Below are 18,966 nucleotides of genomic sequence, written 5' to 3' on the forward strand. Positions count from 1 at the left end.
GGACGGAAGCTCCCGCTCGATATGGAATTGTACATCGACGCCATCCAGGGCGCCTCCAACTTCGAGTTCATCATCTTCAAGCCCGAAGGAGCCTCCCACTTCGACTTCTACCTCGGCCCCGGAGAGCGCGGCGACGTTTCCACCGATCGCCTCGAAAGTACCACACGTTCACAATATCCCGTGAATTTCGGGTTCGACCGAGAGGATTTCGATATCACGGACCTCTTCGATAATGTTCCCCATATGGTCCGCTATAACGGCCAAGAGGAACGTCGCAAAGACTGGATGACTACGCTCACCACCTACGATACGGAGACTGTCGACCGCTCCCCGCTCTCGAACCTTCTCGAGACCGCGATTCAGAGCGACGGGGCCGTCGTCTTCCAAGTGATCTTCGAGCCGCGCTCGGACTGGTCGCGGAAAGCTCAACGGCAGAAAGGCCTCCTCAAGCAAGGCGTCAATTCCACCGCGGGGATGATCGGGCGTACCCTCCTCGACGGACTCCTCGGTGTGTCTGACGAGGACAAAGCCGAACGACATCGGTCCGACGTTCCCCAAGAAGTCGGTGGGAGTATCCACGATTCCCAGACATCAGGCCACCGCCACGGAACCGACCGAATGGGCCAGATCGACCTGAAAGATCCCGCTCACACCTACAACGTGAGCATCCGCGCCGCAACAAGCCTCAAGGACTGCGCGGAGAATCTCACCGACTCACTCAACCACCTCAGTGGCAGGTTCTACAGCATTAAAGGCGAATACCTCGGCCAGAACGAATACGAATTCAAACGAATGCTTTCGCACGGCATCACGTACCCGAACGGATTCGAGACCGCAGGCCGAAAGAAATCACTCCTCGTCTGTAACGTCGAAGAGCTCGCGAACTTCATCACCGTCCCCAGCATCGACTCCCTGCCGAAAGCCAGCCGCGCAGGGACCGGTGGTTCCCCCAAAGCACAGTCCCCGCTCACCTCGCCGAACGAGGAAGTGTTCCGTGAGTTCTCGAACGGAATGACCATCGGACGCGCTGTCACCGCCATCCGTGACCCGGATCTTCCACCCTCGGACATCAGCGCCATCCAGAGCAAGAACGAGTGGTGGGACCAACTGAACCAACGCCACGCAATCGGCCTCTCCGCCAGCGACCTCACCCATCACTACATCCGTGCGGCGACCACGGGGTCAGGGAAGACGGTGGCGACCCTCAACGACATCCTCTCGACGTACGCGAACCTCAACGGGCCGACCGTCGTCGTCGACCCCAAAGGCGGGGATATGTGTGAGAACTACCTGCGGTGTCATCGCACCCTCTTCGGAGACCTCGATGACGTCGAGTACATCAAGATCCCCGAGGAGGACGGAATGGTCCCCGGAATCCCGTTCTTCGACCTGCGGCCCCTCGTCGAGGCGGGCGGTCGCGAGCGTGCGACCGCCGTCCAGAACATCGTCGACCACTACTTCCAGGTGCTGTACTTCGCGCTCGGAAAGGACACGGTGGACCAAGCGTTCGTCGCGAACGAAATCCTCACGAACCTCATCAAAGCCTGCTTCGACCCCGTCTACGGCAGCGACCACTTCTCCATCGGCGAACTACTGGAGACGGCTCAGAACTTCCAAGAACACGGCGCGAAAGTCGGCAGCAACAACAACGACGATGTGGATGATGAAACGCACATCGCGAGAGCACTCCCGCAGGTGAGCGACGATCAAGTCGAGAGCATCCTGATGTCGCACCTCCAGAAGGACCAGCGCCAGTTTATGAACACGACCGACGCTGTCCTCAACCGGATTCGCAAGCTCAAGGAGCGTGACTTCATCTGGGATATGCTTTCGTTCGACGTCGCTGATGAACACTGGGACCACGAGACCGGGTGGTACGACCGCGAGGAAGTCCCAATGCTCGACCTCAAGAGCGTGCTGAACTCCGATAAGGTCATCCTCATCGACACCGGGGACATCCACGGCGAGTCCAGTAAGATGTTCACCGTCCTGTTCCTCAGTCACCTCTGGACCTCGGTGCGCTCGATCTGGACGCCCGACGACGACGACTACATCGCGAACGTCATCATCGAGGAGAGCGCGGACGTCGCTCGCACCGAAATCGTCTACGAAGACCTCCTCCCAAAAGGCCGCGAGTTCAACCTCAGTCTCGGGCTGATTATGCAGTATCCCGAGCAAGTGTTGGGGGACGACCCACGCGGCAATCGGCGCTCCTACAAGGAGATCCTCAACAACATCAACACGAAGATCATCGGGAACATCGCGACCGACGATATGCTCGCGGAATCGCTGTTCCACGAGGACTTAGACAGCGACGAAATCAAAGACCGTATCGCCGGCCTTCGGCGTGGAGAATGGGTCGTCCAGCTCCCATCCACGGGCTTCCACGAACAGAAACCAGAGATTCTGACCCTCAAACCACTCCCCATCCCGCCGGGCCACGATGAGGGACCATTCCAGGTTCGCTCCCAATCCGAGATGATTCGCCGCCGGAGCCGAACCCGCCACTGCGTCAGTCGCGACCACGACGCCATCGACGTCGACAGCGCCACCGACCGCAGTCGCGCCCCAAGCCCCGAGGAGCAAGAAGTCAAAGACGAGGACGAAGACGACATCGAAGGCGAAGGCCTCTCGCACAAGCATCTCTCCTATCTGGAGTTGGTCTTCGACGCGCTCACGGACGGCGTCGACGGGTACACGCTCGGCAAATCGATGAAGAGTCTGCCCTTCAGCGAAGCCAGCGACGACCTGGAAGCGAAAGGGTATCTGGAGAAAGAATACCTCGGCAATCGGCAGGTGTACTACAGGCCGACGAAGAAAGCAGAAGCCACCGTCGACCGAACGTTCTCCCCCACAGATGGCGGGGAGAAAGGCAACGAGAGTCTGACCCATCGGATCGGTGTGCGTCTGGCCACGACCTACTACGAACAACAAGGCTACGACGTCCATATGTACCACAGTCCGGACGGCGACCCAAACGTCTACGACGTGTACGCCACCCCAACGAAGGAATCGCCCGACGACCGTCGGAAGGTCGTCGAGGTCGAAACGTCCCCCGAGAAGCGCGGGCACGTCGAAGGCGACTACGACAAGCTCGCAGAAGCCTACGGAGACGGTGTCTGGGTGGCAGAGAACCAGAAGGGTGTTCGGCGGCTCGTCAAATCGCTCTCGGAGAAGCTCAAGTCCAACCCACCACAGGATGGGAGCCTCGCTACCATCAACGAGCACCTGGACTCTGACGGTGCCCACGAACTCCTGAGCATCAACGACCTCCGAGACGAAGTCGAACAGTAGTTCCCTTCGACGCAGTTTCGTTCTTCGCACAGCGCTTTCTCAACGCCGTTCTCAGAGCGACTTCAACAGTGACCACACAGCTGACCCACAACGGAGCCCCCCAAGCACTCGGTGTCTGACCACTACTCCGCTGGACGACTCCCCAGCGTGTAGCCAGTCGGATCGCGAGTGCTCACAGCGGGCAGTCAGTCACCACCAACGGCACTACTATCAGATTCTGTATGTATGGGGCGGATTCGGCGGAACTAATTACGGCACGAGTGCGTGATTCAGCGTCCTTCTAATCAAATCACTAATCACGGGACGACGGTACGATTGGGCGGGTTCGTAATCACCGCCCGAAATCAGCGCCCAAATTTTCGTAATTACCGCACAGCGTCACGATAGGGTAGATTCATAATCACTTCTCTAATCACCGGACGGCGTCCGGTTTCGGGGGTATTGTAATCACGCGGCTTCGGCAGCGGTTACGGAAGCGATCTGGTTTTCGCTCGCTCGGTAATTACGGTACGGCATTGGGATTGACATCATCTGTAACTACTTCTGTAATCACGGTACGGGGGCAGGATTCGGGGGGTTCGTAATCAGTCGCGACAACGGCGGCTAACGCCCCGATAATTACCAGACAGCGTAGCGATACGTCCACTTTGTGATTACTTCCGAGGCCACCGGCCCAATTTCATAATCACGGTACAGGGGCGTGGTTCGAGGGGTCTGTAATCAGGCCACACCACCACACGATTTTGCCTGATGAGGTAGTTACGGCACGAGAGAGCTTTAGAGCATCTCTAATATAGCACAGGATTGCTCCTGATGGGGTGCGCCAATTCACACAAATAGGGTCCAAGGGAGTTACCTACTCAGGGGTAGTCGCGTAGCGAGGGGTGCAGGCGGAGCCGAGGAGAGACGAGGATTGGGTGGGGGTTGTCGATGGGTGGGACTACCAGTCTGCTGACAGAGGTGGAGGGGACCCTGGCCGAGCGTCTGAGAGGGAGGGACAGGAGGCTTCGAGAACGGGCGTGAGGGGGCTGGCGGAGGGGACGAGGGTTCGGTGGTCGATGCTGGACTGGTTGGTTGGTGATCGACGAGGGGACGACACGGCGGCTTCAGCGACGACCGGGACAGCGACGACCGGGACAGCGACGACGACAGCGGACGCGGGGGCGGGGCGGTTGACGGCGGCGACGGCGAGAGGGGAGTAGGGCGTGGTCGCGCTCGAGGAGGGTTCGGTCTGGATGTGCTCCGGGGAGGGTTCAGTCTGAGTGCGCTCGAGGAGGAGTGGGGCGTGTGTCGCGAGAGGGGAGGGTGGAGCGGCGGTCGGGGGCGAGACGCAGGAGGAGAGTTCAGTCTGGTCGCGACGGGAGGGGAGTTCGGGGCGGGACGCGAGACGGGAGTTCGGGTTGGGGTGCGACGGGAGGGAGAGGCGGGGTCGCGTTTCATCTCGCAGACGGGGTGTTACGAGAACGCGGGAGCGACGGCGACCGCGACGGCGACAGGACAGGACGGGGACCGACAGCGACAGCATCAGCGAGGGGGATGGGCGGCGGCGGCTTCTGCGACGACCGGGACCGGAACAGCAACGACGACCGCGACGGCGACAGCGAGGGGCGGGTTTGGATGCGGAGACGCAAGCCGCGATTCGACCGAGCTCTTCGAAGGTGCGGTTGGGGACAGCGTCCGCGATCGAGGACAGCAACGAGGACGACGCCGGCAGCTTCAGCGACGACCAGGACTGGGGCGGCGACAGTTGGGACCGGGACAGCATCAGCAACGACGACCGGGACGGCGACAGCGACAGCAGGAGGACGATGGCGAGTTGTGTCGGGGGACGTCGCGAGCGACGTCCGAGAGGGACCGCACCGCAGACAGCCACCGCAGGGGAGACCGCACCGAGAAGAGCGTCGACGGTTCGACGTCGACGTGACCCGGACCGTGTTCGGGACGGTCCGAGACGGGGAGCGTGGCCTAGCGGGGGCCACGCTGTGGGAGGCACTTCTGAAGGTGTCGAAGTGTCTGGGCAGTACGAAGTACACTCCCCCGGTCGCTGTAGGCGAGTTATTCAGGGCGGAGCCGACACGATTGTATGTGGTTTAGCGCGGGGAAAATGTCAATCTGGTCTAGATTTCGGGGTGCAAGGAGCAACGGCCTTGTAGGATTGTTGTGAATGACTCAAGCATGGGTAAACGAATTTCAGGCTATGTGTCTGAGGAGTTGGGCAAACAGATCGAAGAGATGGCGGACCACCACGACGTACCTCGGAACCGAATTGTGGAGATGCTCCTCCAGCAGGGAATGAGCAATTGGGATGCCCGAGTGCGGATCCTCCAGTTGGAGGCGAAGCTTGACTTGTTGGTAGAGGGGTTCGCAGAGGAGGAGAACGCGAAAATCAAGATGCAGGAGGCGATGGACGACGCCCTAGAGTTACCACTTCCTGATGGAGCAGTAATCGACGATGTGGCTGGTGAACCGTATCAGGCGTTCCAATCATTGGGGATACGACCCGATGACTGGAGCGGCCCCTCCGGAGATACACAGGATGACGAAGCTCTCGACGGCGACTCCCACTAGGACCTGAAGTAATTCGCATACCCTCCGCAAGCGGTTGCGTTGGGCGCGTTCCAACTCGCCTTCATCGGACAGGCTGAGGGAATACCGCGCTTTCAGTAGTTAGGGAAGTTCCGTTGCTCCGGAGTGATCATCTTCGTCGTCGTCATCGTCATCATCATCGTCATCATCATCGAGATATTTTACTGCCTCTGGGGTGCCCCCTTCATTTCCGTACAGCCGCTCAGCGAGATCTCGGGTGAGATGGGGACCGTTGTATGGGAGATCTGTGTGCTGGTTCCAGACGCTTCGGTGCTCGACGTACAGTTGCCGGTGCCATTGTCGGTATGGTGGTTCGTCTGTGCGGTGAATGTGGATATGGCAGCTCTGACAGACTGGGATTCCATTTTCCGGCCGGTTGTCCGTCTGATCGCCGTTCAGGTGGTGAACTGAGAGTTCTTGACTGCGGTCATACCCATTCTCCGGTGACCGCCCACAGACGATACATTCCAGTCCGTGTTCGTCGAACACTGCTTCGCGAAAGTTTCGCGGGCTCATAGGAAACCTTTCGGTTGCATTGGTATTGTTTGCACTTCGTGCAAAGCCCGCTCTGTGCGGCGGTTTCGACGGAGGAGTATCGAAGGCAGAATCTCAGCAACGATCTGTGAATCTGCTCATCTACAGGTGGTTCAAGGCGAGTGCCTCGGGGCTTGACCTCGAGGGTGAAGCCGATCATACCTTCATAATCAGGAGTGTCATAGAACTGTCTTCACTCCCGGAGCAGTATTCGCTCAGTACAGGTGAGAAATAGAGCACTACTTGGGCTTGACTACTTTTTCACAATCTGGACACTCAGCAAAACATCTACTATTCCCGTTTTCATCTTGGTAATCAATAATCCTCCAAGTGTGTGAAATTGAATTACCACAGTCGGGACAGACACCTAACGCGCCAGTGTCACTATTCATAGGGGAATGGGAGAGAGCGTGTAACAAGTTCCATCCATTGGCTATTCACACCCCATTCGGTAAATTGTTGGCCCGAATAATACTAAGTACAGATGATTCACTCCTTAGTGATTTCATCCCACGTTTCTGCACACTCTTCACAGAGATAGCCAGTAAATCCGTCCACCTCGTACTTGTGGACTGTCGTGTCTTCTCCACACCGCTCACAGTTCATTATTAGACGTTCCTGTTAGAGTAGCAAATAGTTCTTGTTGATTCCTAATGATTACAATACAAAAGCGGTAACTCGCAAGTGGATAGTCGGTGAAGTTTCACGCTGTCTGGAATTGCCGAATCGTTGCCCCCACGATCGACGACAAGCGGCCGGCATCCTCCGTCTCACAGCGATTCTCCTCTTAGTCGGTCTAGTTGCCGCCACGATCTTCGCACCTGAACTCATCCTTGGAGAATCGTAGGTAATGCCGCTCAGAATATCAGTATCTGGGCGAGTCCACCGAGGAAAAAGAGTACGACCAAGAACGCGACTCCAGTCTTTTGGATTCGCTGTCCGTAGGTCTCGAGTTCGTGATTTCCGATGAGGATGGTGACGAGCCGCGTTGGATGTGTGAATGGGCTTGGGGGTCGTGGTTCCGGGATCCGATCGCGGAGCCGCCGATATTCGGTGAACGACCAGATACTGTAGAGCAGTACCGACACGACCACCGTGACCGCCGCAAGCAACGCAATCCCGAGTAGCACGCCGATCGGATCCGACAGTCCGACCTGCAGATACACTGGATCACCGCTTCCGGCTCCCGAAAGCAAGAGAAGCACCGCAACACCCACTATCGAGGCTGGTAGGACGAGTATTGTCGCCTTGAGTAGCCGCGTACTGAAGCTATGGACGGTGTCTCGGGAAACACCGAATAGTGTCTGATACCGCGTCGAGGCGTATTCCGGTTCGGCGCGGATTTCGATCTCAGATCTTGGTTTTCTTGCACCGATCGCGTTGAGCGCAGTGACGAGTAACACGAATCCACCGAGGGCTACGAACTCGAATGGGCTCGTTATCGTCTGCCGCTCTAAGAACCCATCACTTGGGTTCGCGGGATCGACGTATGCGGTCACCGTCTCACCTGCGTCGTATGGTTCAATCGCTGACCGGGCATCCGATCGCGTGTCGTATGATTGGCTAATACTGCCGGGGAACAGTTGATCGCTGGTGTACTCACTTCCCTGGAACTGATAGGTGAACTCGACCTGAACGTAATAGTTCGACCCACTACGGCTCTCCGATTGGGAGACGGATGCCTCCTCGATCGTCGCCTCAACTTTCACGGCCTCGTCGACCGCCTCGGACTGCTGAACGTAGTCGTACCCGCCGTACGAGATCAACGTGAGACAGGCGACAATCAGAATAACGGTCCCTCTCGTGATTCTGATCGGCGTTCCTCGTATGGTGAACTCCATCTGTCCGAACACCAACTGCTTGTGGACGTGTTGTGGTCTGTCGAACCGACGCTTGAGACCCGTAGGAGCGTTACTCTGCGTGTTTCAGTATTTGCGGAGTGACAACTATTTCCAGGGCAGCAATTCCGAGTGCGACCCAGCGGATCGTGCCTTCGAGCAGGACGAATGCGATAATGGCGATGATCGCGGCATTGACGAGGCTGATGCCATAGCGGACGACTGGACTGTTGAAGATGGAGGGCATATGAACGATCCACTCGGGTACACGATGATATTCTTTTACATATCCGATCTTGAGGGAACGACTCCAACAAGGCATTGTGAGGTCGAATAGGGTTCAATTCGGGTTTGGCCTTCAGAGGCAGTTTTCACCCCCTAAAGCGATCTGTTGCGTATGAGTTCTGCACAGGTAGCTACCGATGAGGCCTCACCAGCTGACGAGGAAGGGTTGTTGCGGTTTTCTCTGCTCTATCCGAGTCGTGATGGATGGGAACCAGCTTCGTGGCAAAGCCAGTGGCTGACAGTCCACGAACCTTAGATTCCCAACCACCCGAATTGACGGGAGAAACATAAGAACCTCGGGAAGCGTCGCCCTTTAGGGCGGCGAGGATGTCACACTTCCGACAGACAGTGTTGGGTACTACGTGACGATCCAAACCCCTCCAGCGATGAACACAATGAGGATTCCGGAAGCGACGACAGTGGACCGATTCAGGGACACGAACGCGCGACGATAGAATCCCCACCGACATAGAAATTTCCGTGAGTCACTTTCACGTACCAAAATGTTCGAGACGCAGTCTATGTTGACTCAGAGTCAATAGCATACGCGGACGATACTCTCACCCTGACAAGGCCATACTGGATCGTTACGTATCCTATCGAGAGTACGGCGATGAGTACAACCACACCGACGTTAACGAGTCCTGATACGCCGACGAATCGTGTGGGGCCGGTGAATTCCGGGCGAAGTAGCATAGCGGCGATCTCTGCGGTCTCCGGTCGGACATTACTCAAGCCGTAGACGTTGTTGAACGCCAGGTTCGTTGCGAAATGAAGGCCGATCGGAATTGCCAGCGAGTCGGTTACGATGTATGTACTGCCGAGAACCAGACCCATCAACACCCAGAACCCAAGCGCGGGTAGCGAGGTCGCTTGGTCGGCGTGGACGACACCAAACAGTAGCGAGGACGCACCGAGTCCGGCCAGCACCGCACCGCGTTCCGAAGCCCACTGCGAATGGAATCCTTCGGCGGCGTTTTTGAGTACGAGACCGCGAAACAGGAGTTCTTCCCAGATCCCGACGAGCAAGAACTGGACGACGAAGGCGAGCAGAGCCAGCGCAAAGGGGAGTGCGTTCGCAGCGTTGCCCGGTGACAGCACAGCCGCGATGTGTGCCCAGCCGGTGGTGAGATGCACTGCAAGTGCCAGTCCCCACGCGACGAATGTGATGACGACACCGATACTCGCATCACGAAGCCATTCCGGTCCGACTTTCAGGCCGTATTCGGTGACGCGGCGGTGATCGACGTACCGAGCCCAGACCGCGATCACGAGAACCACGGTACCAACAGTAAAGGCGTTTTGAGCTAATCCCAGCACCGACGGTGGGAGATCGCTATTCCCGAACAGTACGAACGGGAGCACCTGTGAGCCGATAGCGACAAGAACGAACGCGCCGAGGATCCGCCACAGTGCACGGGGGCGGCGTTCAGTACGATTCCAGAACGGGGCGAGTAGTATCCCTTTGAGCTGTCTCTGATGACCTGTCTCTCCAGTAGAGCCAGTAGCCTGTTTGGAGGGATCGTCCGCATCGCGGGGCATATTCGACTTCGACATCGGTACTGAAGCCTGCACGTGCCATATCAAAGAGCGCCGTCGCCTGGTTTCAGGGGTTGAAGCCAGGCACAACCGACACGGGGTACCGAACTGTTATTGAGAACGACATAGATGTGGCAGTTGTGGTGTCGGACGGAACGGACGCGGCGGCTCTCACAGACCTCCTCGCAGATGACTGTGCCCGGCACATCCTCATCGAAACGAAAAACGATCCCTGTTCGGCGTCCGAACTCAGCGCACGGATCGACGCGTCGGAACCGACGATCTACCGCCGCCTCGAACGACTCCAACGGCACGACCTCGTGTCCGAAGAGATCCGACCAGTCACGGACGGGAAGAACTACAAAGTGTACCAGGCGCAACTCCACAGCGTCACGCTGGAACTCACCGATGAGGGCTTCGAGATCACCGTCTCCCGTCGTGAACGGATGGCCGACCGCTTCACTCGCTTCGTCGAACACAGATGACCACACTTGAACTACTCCTCCAGTCGATCGATCTCGATACGCTGAGCCGTATTCGCACCTACAGTGAACTGATCTCCGTCGCGCTCGGCTTGACGATCAGCTACCTCGCGTATCTCGGCTACCGCCGGAACCAAAGCCGACCGATGCTGTTTATCGCTCTCGGATTTGCGCTCATTCTCGGTGTTCCAGGGGCTGCACTCGTGATCTTAGGATTCGGGCTCGACGTACCGATCCCGATCGTTAATAGCGTCGGGCAAGTCAGCGAACTCGCGGGGCTCGTAGCGATCCTCTATGGACTGTGGACCCCGCAACGCACATAGTACCTAGAACGACAGATCGGCTGAAGACGCCGGCGTGACGACTGGCGTCCATCCCGCCGGCTTCGCCGTGGCCTGCCTGTACACGGCCGGGCTGTAAGCGGGTCGCTGGCTGACGCAGACTGATATCGTCAAGGTGGCCAACACGTAGACGGCGACCGTCAGAAACCACCGCGACACGCTCGAAGAACAGATCGTCTGAATCAGATTCGACCGATCAGGGATTTCCGGATCAGCCGTGAAACCGGTACAGCGACGTGACGTATGGCAGCCGGTTGAGCATCCAGATCGCGAGTGGGAGTCCCACGACTGTGATTGCGAGGAACGACGCTACATTCGCCCACAGCAGGCTGAGCCACCAGCCGACGAGGACGAAGTAAATCGCCCGGACGACGAGTGAGCGCTGCCCTCGCGCCGACTCAGGCTCCGAAAGGGACCGCGGCTCCGCGAGAGTGAGCACTGTCGGCACGAGATTGATTAGCTTGATACCGATCGGGAGCAGGACAACCGTGACGTTGAGTAGCCACGCAGTGTTTACGACGATCGGTGTGACCCACCAGCCGACGAACACGAACCACAGCGCACGAACCAGAAAGGATCTTTGTGTCATCATTACCGATAGATTCCCGGGAGGTTAATCCGTATCGCCGATCCTGGCGGTCGATATTGCGCTCGGACTAATCTGCAAGCCTGCGGTTGGCACACACGCAGGAATGCACAGACACGCTCGAATTGATTGCCTCGAAGCAGGTCACCTGATAATGCTCCCGTATATATATCTCCGAAAGGAATATTTTTCTCAGGAAATTATTTGTTTCTTGGGTGCGTAAGACCCAGTATGACCGATACGTGGGAGGACGTCAACGAGCAGGTCAAAGCGGACTGGAAAGAGGAGACAACGCCGTTCGAGCGGGTGTACGAGATCGTCGAACAAACCCACGACGGGCAGTCAGCCGCCGACATCGCCAACCGCGCGCTCGTGAGCGAGCCGACGGCGCGTCGCCATTGCAAGACGCTCGTGAACACCGGGTTCGCCGAGACAGAACCGGACGGCCAAACAACGCTGTACAAGCGAAACAGCGACCGGGTTTTGATGTCCCGGATCCGCGAGCTGCGTGAGGAAGTCAATCGGCCAGAGTTACTCGACAGCATCCAGGAGATGAAGGCCGAGATCCGGCGCTACGAGGACCGCTACGACGTGGTGTCTCCGGAGGAACTCGCCCAGCAACTCGACGCCGACGAGACGGCGGGCTGGGACGACCTCACCGCGTGGCGAACGACGCGGCAGAATCTCGCCGTCGTGCAAGCCGCACTCGCCTACGACGAGGCCAGCCACCAGCTCGCCGTATGAACGACGACGACCGTGCCGGCGAGTTCGGGCCGATCTATCTTCCAGCGCTCCAGCGGATACGTGACCTCTGGCTCGAACTCGAGCCGCTCGTCGACGAAACGAGGTACGACGACGTCGTCGCCCCCACGGAACTGCAGATCAGTCTCAGCGATGGGTTGGGCGACGCCGAGAGCGCCCGGCTCGATATCCAGTAGAGCGAACAGGGGATGTATTCGTTCCACTACGTCGATAGCAACGACGTCAACTGGCGCTTCGATCGCCACCCGAATACACACTCGCCCGAGATTCACTTCCACCCTCCGCCCGAGGCCACGACGACGGCCGCCGAGCCGTCCTGTATCGACGTGACCGAGGTGTCACTTGTGTCGCGTGCGGTTTATGCGATGTGGCGGGCAGCGTACGAGGATGATGCACTGGATCGGCTGAATAGTGCGTCAAACCCACCGTAAGGATGGACGTAACCGAGGACGCAGTGCGGGATATCTGTATGGAGGAAGTCTTCGACCGTGGCGAACGGTATCTTGCTGAGGGCCGTATCCGCGAGATCCACCGCGTCGACACCACCGTAACCGCCGTCGTGAGTGGCAGCCGTCAGTACGATGTTCGTGTTGACCTCGCCACTGACGGGTTTTTCCCGTGGTGCGATTGTCCGTACGACGGGCCGAGAGCGTGCAAGCACATCGTCGCCGTGTTGCTTCGGTGTGCTGACGACCCACCACCAGACGACGGCGATCGACTCGACGCCGCACTCGACGGCGCCGACGCCGACGAACTCCGCGCGTTCCTGCGTGACGAACTCGCGACCGATGCAGATCTCCGCGATCGGTTTCTCGCCCGCGTCGGCGAGTCGACGAGCCAGTCGGCTGACGAGCTTCGCGCCTCGATCGACCAGCGGTTCGAAGAAACAAACCCTGAGTACCACGTTGTCTTCGAGCCCATCGACTTCACGCAGTGGTTCGATCTCGCGAACGAGTACCGCAAGCAGGGGCGGTACGCGTCGGCGGCGACCGTCTATCGGGCCCTCGTCGAGTCGCTCGGCGACAATATGGAGCGCGTCGATGGCGCCTACGACCACTTCTCGCGTGCGTTCAGTCGGTCACTCGACGGGTATGTCGAATGTGTCGCGACCGCAGAACGGGACGCTGATGCGGTCAGTGACGCCGTCGCATTCCTTGAGGAGCGGGTGACGTCGGGAACGCCGTTCCTCGCGGAACACTTCGAGAAGGCAGCAGTCGAGCTTCGAGAGAAACTGGGCGAGTAGTCCGACGAATAAATCCCCCGTGTGATCTCGGAGGCGCTCAGCGCCGTTCGAGAACCACCACTGCGGTTGCAAGAACGAGTCCCCACCCGAGTCCGGCAGCGTGCCCAACGAGATTCGTCGTCGGATCGCTGGCAGCAAGCGCCGTTCGAGGTGGGAAGAAGTCCCAGAGCAGCGCTCCGAGCACGACGGCCGTGACACCCAGAATCGCTGTTTCCTGTATCCCCTCGGCCCCGATCCAGGTGCGCCCAGCTGATTGTGCGTGCGCCTGCACCAAGTACCACCCGCCGGCCAGCACGCCCGCGAGTCCGATCGCGACTCCAAGTCCAGCTCCAATTCCAATTTCACGTCCGACGCCCCCAGTGACGATCGTATCTGTTGCACCTGTGAGGCGAGCACCAATCAGGATGAGCACGAACAGCCCCCCAGAAATACTCACTGCCCATGCAGCAGTGTCGCCGTAGCGGGCTTGCATGTATCGCCCCACAGCAACGATCAGCATCCCCGCGACACCTGCCACGATATCTGAAAAGCCGTACGTGATGGGTGTCACTTCTGGGTACCAGACCGGGAGGAGTACGTAGCTTGTCACACCCGTCACCACCGGGAGCACAAGCAGGAGCGTAAGTGTAGTCCGCCAGAACCATCGTCGATTGTGGCTCACGAGACTGAATACATACGGGAAGCCGACGATTCGGAGGCATCCCTCCAGATTCTGTAGGAAGTGCGCCTCAGAGGCGTGTATGTACGCTGCGGTCAGTAACGTGTACCCGCGGAACTGCCCGTGATCAAAGACGAGTGCCTGCTGGAGGGCTGGTGGGACAAAGTAGTGGACTCCAGCGAGCACTACGACGATTGCAACGAGACCGGCCACATCACCGACGTATATCCCGAGTCGGTGCCTGGAGATCGCCATTAGATGCTATCTGGATGAGGGTCATTGAATTCGAATTGATGTTTCGCTGATGTAGAACTCGAATTGTATAGAACAGGCCATCAGATCGTTGATTTCGGGCTGTTAGGTGATGGATCGACAGCTCACTATATTTGCGTACTGATCGTATTCAATCTCTGATACCTATGTCCTATCCGATACGAATTTGATGATTCGCCAAACAAGATTGTTTATGGAGTTACGAAAGTTGGTCTCCGCTCACCTCCAAAACGCCGTAGTTGCTGCGATCATATTCACGCTCTACAACACCTACACTGGCGATATTGCCGATCCAGTTTCGATTGGTATTGAATTTATTTCCTACGTTATCGCAATCTTCATCGGATTCGTAGTTATTACTCCAATTTTAAACAAGGTATTTGATAGCGTTACAACATAAACACCCTGTACTAACCGATCACGGTGGCCAACCTACAGTCGACTATCGCAACTGAACCAGAGGATGGTATCCAGAACGACTAACCCCACGCTGGACGACCTACGAGTATGTCTCCTCGACGGACCATCGGCCTTCTTGTGGTGCTTGGGATGGTCGTCATCGCTGGCTGTCTCGGTGGGCCCGGTGGGACTGACACAGGAACAGACGGTTCGGTCCCCACCACAGCCGCCGGCGACACACCAACATCCACTACCACGACTGCGAACTCCACCCCCGCGGGAGAGCTCTCCGTTCATCTGTTGAATGTCGGGCAAGGCTCGAGCACACTGATAATCGGCCCCGACGGCGAGACGATCCTCATCGACACGGGCGATTGGCGCGATGAGGGTGAGGACGTTATTGCATATCTCCAAGCGCAAGGCGTGACCCGCATTGATCACCTCGTGACCTCCCACCCGGATGCGGACCACATCGGCGGGCACGCGGCCGTGATCGAGCACTTCGAGACCAACGCCGACGGCATCGGGGCCGTCTATGATCCCGGTATCGCGTCGAGTTCAGCAACCTACGAGGCCTACCTTGATGCGGTTGAAGCACACGACGTGACGCTGTACCGGACCCAAGCCGGTGATTCGATTCAAATGTCGGGTGTCGAGGCACGGGTTCTCGCGCCACCGGAAGGGTATCTCGCGAACAAAGATAGCAACGAGAACAGTATCGTGTTGTACCTGCAGTTCGGCGCGTCGAGCTTCCTCCTTCCCGGTGATGGGGAGGCTACGAGCGAAGAGTATCTCGTCGACACGTATGGTGACAGCCTCGACTCGACAGTGCTGGCGGCCGGCCATCACGGCAGCCAATCGAGTACGAGCGAACCGTTCCTCGAGACGGTGTCCCCACAGGCGGCTGTGATCTCGAGTGCCTATGATTCGCAGTACGGACACCCCCACGAGGAAGTGTTGTCACGGTTGGCCACACGGTCGATTCCCACGTACTGGACCGCTACCCACGGGACGATTCGGTTCACGAGTAATGGCTCGGCCATAACGGTCGCGACCCAGCAGGACGCACCCACGACGGCGACAGAACTCCGCACAGGCGAGCCGACCGAACCAAGGACGAGCGGCGATCTCACGGAGCGACTCGTGATCCGTGCGGATGGCTCCAGGACCACCCCGATTACTGACGCCGAAACAATCGAGCCAGCGGATACTGCAACCGCCTCAGAGGCTCGTGACACGTCCCTCAAGGTGGTCGAAATCAACGCCGACGCCGAGGGCGATGACGCCGAGAACCTGAATGACGAGTACGTTGTCTTCGAGAATACGGGGGCGTCGTCGCTCGATATCTCCGGATGGGACCTCGCTGACGACGCGGATCACACCTACACGATCCCTGAGGGAACGGTACTTGGCCCTGGCGAGCGAATTACCATTCACACGGGCAGTGGCACGGATACAGAGACCGACCTGTACTGGGGGCACTCACGCCCCGTCTGGAACAACAACGGCGACACCGTCATTGTTCGCGATGCCACCGGGACCGTCGTGCTCGAGGAGGCCTACTGAGAATGACCACCCAACAGTTCACTGGCGTGATCGATCGCTTCGAGGAGGAGCTTGCAGTTATCTTGCTCGAAGTAGATGGCGAGGTCGTCGACGAGATCGCCCTCGACCGTTCGGAGCTTCCCACTGAGGCGGCCCATCCGGATGCCGTACTCGAGGTGACGCTCACCGATGGGGAAGTAACGGATCTATCGTACGACCCTGTCGAGACGACTGACCGGAAGGAACGGGCGCAATCGCGGTTTGATCGGCTTGCTGAGCGGCCGCCAGACGATGAAGAGTCTTAGGCAACTCTAACGGTGGCTGTTCGGGCGAGCGGCAGCTCGTTGAGCTACTAATCCTGTGTGTGGGGTAGATGCGCAGGATGGTTTCTGTGATACAGATTCTACTTCGGAATCCAGTAGCGGATAAATCCATCTACTCAAATATAAAAACATATCGACGCCCTGCATTCGGGTGAGGCTGAGACTTCACTTATACAGCCGTAGGGACTCGGTGTTGAATTGCGGTATGCCCCCACAACGACATCGGCCCTCCAACGACCGAACACGCCGACAGCTCCTCGCTGCCGGCGGTGCAGCCCTCCCACTACTGACTGCCGGATGTCTCTCCAGTTTGCCCCCACTCGGTGAGAATCAGCGCTATGGCCGCCTGACAGTCCCCAACGGGGGTGATCCAACATATCGACGATGGCTCCCCGCCCCAACGAGTGTCGAAGCACCGCTTGATCGGTATTATTTCGCCACCGTACAGCCGACCGCGCCCCAACCAGGCGCTCCCGAGGAGTTCATCGCACGGCGCGCCTACAGTAAGGCCGACATCGATTACTTTGGAATCGGCTTCGAGAATTATGATCAGCTCGTTGATTCGATCTTCGGTACCGTCATCGAGGCTTCCTTCGACCGGACGCAGGTCACCCAGACCGTCACTGACAGCGGCTACGAACGCACCGGTGAGTATCAAGGCCACACTGTCTTTGCTCGATCGGACGTGTCGCGACGTGTCGCTGTCGGCGATGGCGTCGTTGTCTGGACGAGTGTACAACAATACGACCAGCCAAACCTAGAGGCGCTAATCGATGCCGGCGCTGGCGAACGGCCTCGATATCACGAGGAGAACGCGCGATTTGACCAGCTCACAACGGCTGCTGGTGGAAACGCCCACCTCATTGTGAACACGGACATCCACGATCCGACGGGCCGACCAGCGATGCTCGCAGATGCGTTCAGATTCGATGCCGACACGGCGTATCAAGTTGTCTCCTATCGCTACAAGGACGACCGTGTACCGACGGAATCCGCATTGCAAAACGCGCTGCAAGAAGGTGGCTATCGATTCACTACGGAAGCCGAAACGTTCGATGTGCAGATCAACGGTTCGCTTGCGACAGTGGAAGCGCAGGTCCCATTCAACTCAAAGCGGGAGATCGCGCCCGAATATGATCTCCCACAAGTGACTTGGAGTGGGACCCAAGACGCGGACGCAACGTGGGTCACGTTCCGACACGAAGCAGGTGAGTCGATCTCCGCAGACCGGCTTTATTACGATCTTGACCGGCCGGATGACTTTGGGGAAATTGAGAAACAACCTCTTTGGCCGGACCGCAACAGCGATTCAGTGTCGTCCGGCGCGGAGGCGACCGTCGATCTGAGCGAGCACCCGGTCGCAGAAGGCGTTTCTCTCGTGTACTCGACGGGCGGTACCCATTTCCACGTACTGTTTACTGTGGATCTGCAGGGTGAGACCGATGCGTAACGTCATCACGGCGGTGCCGGACAACGAGCACCAACAGTGGCATTCCTGCGATGTGCTTGCGTCTGGAATCCAGTATTTTTGTACACGCCTAATGAGATCTGAACAAGAGATGGCCGACGTGGACCTAGCGACCGTCGTCGCGTTATTGGACGACGAGCACACGCGGTCGATTCTGGCCGCGACTAGTGACCGCCCGCTGTCGGCTACCGAACTGAGCGAGCACTGTGAGGTCTCCACGTCGTCGATCTACCGGCGACTCGACCGCTTGAGTGATGCTGATCTCGTTGGTGAGCGGACCCGTCCACGATCAGATGGCCACCACGAGACAGTGTACGTGTCCAGGTTGCATCGTTTCGAGGTCACAATTTCGGATGGCGAGCTCCGATGGGACCTCGACCGGGAGCGTGAGAGCGATGACGTCGCAGATCAGTTAACGCGCCTGTGGGGGAAATTCTGATGTCCGTTGTTGGACTCGGGTCCCCTGTTGGCCTACTTGCAGGGCTTGCAGCCACGGCCTCGGCGGTGATCGGACTGTATATTGGCTACCAAGCGTACCGCGGGCTGAGACGGAATGACGAACGCTCAATGCGCTGGCTCTCGATCGGGATGATTCTGCTCTTTGGTGTCACGTACACGCTTGCAGTCACCGGACAGGGACTACTCGCATTCCGCATTATTCCGATTGACCTCCAGAATGTCGTGCGTCTCTTCGTCAGAGTAATCCAGCTTGCTGGATTAGTGTGTATTGCCTATTCCCTGCAGATTGCGACCAATCGGTAGTCTGTTCTCAGCTCTATTACGGAAAATCCGAGTCGAAAGCCTGCCGAT

General features: G+C 58.2%; 19 protein-coding genes and 2 pseudogenes. 15 read left to right on the plus strand and 6 right to left on the minus strand.

The annotated features are described in order from the left end of the window. Positions 1 to 21 precede the first annotated feature (21 nt). The 3 genes from ACT3HL_RS15980 to ACT3HL_RS15990 all read left to right on the plus strand — a co-directional run bounded on the left by ACT3HL_RS15980 (position 22) and on the right by ACT3HL_RS15990 (position 6,291). Positions 22 to 3,294 (plus strand): ATP-binding protein, encoded by a 3,273-nt coding sequence (locus tag ACT3HL_RS15980; RefSeq protein WP_445087752.1) that lies wholly within the window; start codon positions 22 to 24, stop codon positions 3,292 to 3,294. A gap of 2,175 nt (positions 3,295 to 5,469) precedes the next feature. Further along, positions 5,470 to 5,862: a hypothetical protein gene (locus tag ACT3HL_RS15985; RefSeq protein WP_445087753.1), complete on the plus strand. Its 393-nt coding sequence runs from the start codon at positions 5,470 to 5,472 to the stop codon at positions 5,860 to 5,862. A gap of 123 nt (positions 5,863 to 5,985) precedes the next feature. Further along, the gene (locus ACT3HL_RS15990) at positions 5,986 to 6,291 is read left to right on the plus strand and encodes a hypothetical protein (protein WP_445087754.1); all 306 of its coding nucleotides are present in this window, start codon (positions 5,986 to 5,988) and stop codon (positions 6,289 to 6,291) included. Positions 6,292 to 6,653: 362 nt separating this feature from the next. On the opposite strand, the gene ACT3HL_RS15995 is transcribed toward ACT3HL_RS15990, so the two are convergent. From ACT3HL_RS15995 to ACT3HL_RS16010, 4 genes are all read right to left on the minus strand, one after another. Then, on the minus strand, positions 6,654 to 6,806 hold the full coding sequence (locus ACT3HL_RS15995) for a DUF7837 family putative zinc-binding protein (RefSeq protein ID WP_445087755.1): 153 nt from the start codon (positions 6,804 to 6,806) through the stop codon (positions 6,654 to 6,656). 465 nt (positions 6,807 to 7,271) lie between these two features. Then, positions 7,272 to 8,123 (minus strand): DUF3592 domain-containing protein, encoded by an 852-nt coding sequence (locus ACT3HL_RS16000; protein WP_445087756.1) that lies wholly within the window; start codon positions 8,121 to 8,123, stop codon positions 7,272 to 7,274. 202 nt (positions 8,124 to 8,325) lie between these two features. Further along, positions 8,326 to 8,499, minus strand: a complete 174-nt coding sequence (locus tag ACT3HL_RS16005) for a hypothetical protein (protein WP_445087757.1) — start codon at positions 8,497 to 8,499, stop codon at positions 8,326 to 8,328. Between the two features lie 557 nt (positions 8,500 to 9,056). After that, a complete protein-coding gene (locus ACT3HL_RS16010) occupies positions 9,057 to 10,094 on the minus strand; it encodes a CPBP family glutamic-type intramembrane protease (protein ID WP_445087758.1) in 1,038 nt (345 codons plus the stop codon). A gap of 125 nt (positions 10,095 to 10,219) precedes the next feature. On the opposite strand from ACT3HL_RS16010, the gene ACT3HL_RS16015 reads away from it, so the two are divergent. From ACT3HL_RS16015 to ACT3HL_RS16025, 3 genes and pseudogenes are all read left to right on the plus strand, one after another. Continuing rightward, entirely contained in the window at positions 10,220 to 10,561 is a 342-nt protein-coding gene (locus ACT3HL_RS16015; RefSeq protein ID WP_445087759.1) for a helix-turn-helix domain-containing protein, read from the plus strand. Next, on the plus strand, positions 10,558 to 10,881 hold the full coding sequence (locus ACT3HL_RS16020; protein ID WP_256421863.1) for a DUF7521 family protein: 324 nt from the start codon (positions 10,558 to 10,560) through the stop codon (positions 10,879 to 10,881). Before ACT3HL_RS16015 ends, ACT3HL_RS16020 begins: the two co-directional genes overlap by 4 nt. Positions 10,882 to 10,900: 19 nt before the next feature. Beyond that, a pseudogene (locus ACT3HL_RS16025) lies at positions 10,901 to 11,029 on the plus strand (transcription initiation factor IIB family protein); the annotation flags it as partial. Between the two features lie 81 nt (positions 11,030 to 11,110). Here the strand turns inward: ACT3HL_RS16025 and ACT3HL_RS16030 are convergent. Further along, positions 11,111 to 11,488, minus strand: a complete 378-nt coding sequence (locus ACT3HL_RS16030) for a YccF domain-containing protein (protein ID WP_445087760.1) — start codon at positions 11,486 to 11,488, stop codon at positions 11,111 to 11,113. 228 nt (positions 11,489 to 11,716) lie between these two features. Between ACT3HL_RS16030 and ACT3HL_RS16035 the strand changes: the two genes are divergently transcribed. The 3 genes and pseudogenes from ACT3HL_RS16035 (at position 11,717) to ACT3HL_RS16045 (ending at position 13,490) form a co-directional block, all read left to right on the plus strand. Further along, the gene (locus ACT3HL_RS16035; protein ID WP_445087761.1) at positions 11,717 to 12,229 is read left to right on the plus strand and encodes a DUF7342 family protein; all 513 of its coding nucleotides are present in this window, start codon (positions 11,717 to 11,719) and stop codon (positions 12,227 to 12,229) included. After that, positions 12,226 to 12,678: pseudogene (locus ACT3HL_RS16040) on the plus strand (hypothetical protein). The gene ACT3HL_RS16035 and the pseudogene ACT3HL_RS16040 overlap by 4 nt, the downstream one beginning before the upstream one ends. Positions 12,679 to 12,680: 2 nt before the next feature. After that, positions 12,681 to 13,490 carry an SWIM zinc finger family protein gene (locus tag ACT3HL_RS16045; protein ID WP_445087762.1) on the plus strand — a complete coding sequence of 270 codons (810 nt, stop codon included), beginning with the start codon at positions 12,681 to 12,683 and terminating at the stop codon, positions 13,488 to 13,490. Between the two features lie 37 nt (positions 13,491 to 13,527). On the opposite strand, the gene ACT3HL_RS16050 is transcribed toward ACT3HL_RS16045, so the two are convergent. Next, complete coding sequence (locus ACT3HL_RS16050) at positions 13,528 to 14,403, minus strand: hypothetical protein (protein WP_445087763.1); 876 nt, start codon at positions 14,401 to 14,403, stop codon at positions 13,528 to 13,530. A 211-nt stretch (positions 14,404 to 14,614) separates the two neighbouring features. Between ACT3HL_RS16050 and ACT3HL_RS16055 the strand changes: the two genes are divergently transcribed. The 6 genes from ACT3HL_RS16055 to ACT3HL_RS16080 all read left to right on the plus strand — a co-directional run bounded on the left by ACT3HL_RS16055 (position 14,615) and on the right by ACT3HL_RS16080 (position 18,918). Then, entirely contained in the window at positions 14,615 to 14,821 is a 207-nt protein-coding gene (locus tag ACT3HL_RS16055) for a hypothetical protein (RefSeq protein WP_445087764.1), read from the plus strand. A gap of 107 nt (positions 14,822 to 14,928) precedes the next feature. After that, entirely contained in the window at positions 14,929 to 16,386 is a 1,458-nt protein-coding gene (locus ACT3HL_RS16060) for a lamin tail domain-containing protein (protein ID WP_445087765.1), read from the plus strand. Positions 16,387 to 16,388: 2 nt separating this feature from the next. Beyond that, a complete protein-coding gene (locus tag ACT3HL_RS16065) occupies positions 16,389 to 16,670 on the plus strand; it encodes a DUF3006 family protein (protein ID WP_445087766.1) in 282 nt (93 codons plus the stop codon). A gap of 328 nt (positions 16,671 to 16,998) precedes the next feature. Then, the gene (locus ACT3HL_RS16070) at positions 16,999 to 18,138 is read left to right on the plus strand and encodes a hypothetical protein (RefSeq protein ID WP_445087767.1); all 1,140 of its coding nucleotides are present in this window, start codon (positions 16,999 to 17,001) and stop codon (positions 18,136 to 18,138) included. A 109-nt stretch (positions 18,139 to 18,247) separates the two neighbouring features. After that, positions 18,248 to 18,595, plus strand: a complete 348-nt coding sequence (locus ACT3HL_RS16075; RefSeq protein ID WP_445087768.1) for a helix-turn-helix domain-containing protein — start codon at positions 18,248 to 18,250, stop codon at positions 18,593 to 18,595. Next, positions 18,595 to 18,918 (plus strand): DUF7521 family protein, encoded by a 324-nt coding sequence (locus tag ACT3HL_RS16080; protein WP_445087769.1) that lies wholly within the window; start codon positions 18,595 to 18,597, stop codon positions 18,916 to 18,918. The genes ACT3HL_RS16075 and ACT3HL_RS16080 overlap by 1 nt, the downstream gene beginning before the upstream one ends. Positions 18,919 to 18,966: the final 48 nt, after the last annotated feature.

It is taken from the genome of Halobellus sp. GM3 (genome assembly GCF_052545375.1).

Excerpts from the sequence above, each read along its gene's own strand:
- ACT3HL_RS16065 (WP_445087766.1), top strand. The coding sequence starts at position 16,389 with ATGACCACCCAACAGTTCACTGGCGTGATCGATCGCTTCGAGGAGGAG.
- ACT3HL_RS16005 (WP_445087757.1), bottom strand. The coding sequence starts at position 8,499 with ATGCCCTCCATCTTCAACAGTCCAGTCGTCCGCTATGGCATCAGCCTC.
- ACT3HL_RS16050 (WP_445087763.1), bottom strand. The coding sequence starts at position 14,403 with ATGGCGATCTCCAGGCACCGACTCGGGATATACGTCGGTGATGTGGCC.
- ACT3HL_RS16055 (WP_445087764.1), top strand. The coding sequence starts at position 14,615 with ATGGAGTTACGAAAGTTGGTCTCCGCTCACCTCCAAAACGCCGTAGTT.
- ACT3HL_RS16080 (WP_445087769.1), top strand. The coding sequence starts at position 18,595 with ATGTCCGTTGTTGGACTCGGGTCCCCTGTTGGCCTACTTGCAGGGCTT.
- ACT3HL_RS15980 (WP_445087752.1), top strand. The coding sequence starts at position 22 with ATGGAATTGTACATCGACGCCATCCAGGGCGCCTCCAACTTCGAGTTC.
- ACT3HL_RS16075 (WP_445087768.1), top strand. The coding sequence starts at position 18,248 with ATGGCCGACGTGGACCTAGCGACCGTCGTCGCGTTATTGGACGACGAG.
- ACT3HL_RS15995 (WP_445087755.1), bottom strand. The coding sequence starts at position 6,806 with ATGAATAGTGACACTGGCGCGTTAGGTGTCTGTCCCGACTGTGGTAAT.
- ACT3HL_RS16030 (WP_445087760.1), bottom strand. The coding sequence starts at position 11,488 with ATGACACAAAGATCCTTTCTGGTTCGTGCGCTGTGGTTCGTGTTCGTC.
- ACT3HL_RS16045 (WP_445087762.1), top strand. The coding sequence starts at position 12,681 with ATGGACGTAACCGAGGACGCAGTGCGGGATATCTGTATGGAGGAAGTC.
- ACT3HL_RS16020 (WP_256421863.1), top strand. The coding sequence starts at position 10,558 with ATGACCACACTTGAACTACTCCTCCAGTCGATCGATCTCGATACGCTG.
- ACT3HL_RS16010 (WP_445087758.1), bottom strand. The coding sequence starts at position 10,094 with ATGTCGAAGTCGAATATGCCCCGCGATGCGGACGATCCCTCCAAACAG.
- ACT3HL_RS16060 (WP_445087765.1), top strand. The coding sequence starts at position 14,929 with ATGTCTCCTCGACGGACCATCGGCCTTCTTGTGGTGCTTGGGATGGTC.
- ACT3HL_RS15985 (WP_445087753.1), top strand. The coding sequence starts at position 5,470 with ATGGGTAAACGAATTTCAGGCTATGTGTCTGAGGAGTTGGGCAAACAG.
- ACT3HL_RS16035 (WP_445087761.1), top strand. The coding sequence starts at position 11,717 with ATGACCGATACGTGGGAGGACGTCAACGAGCAGGTCAAAGCGGACTGG.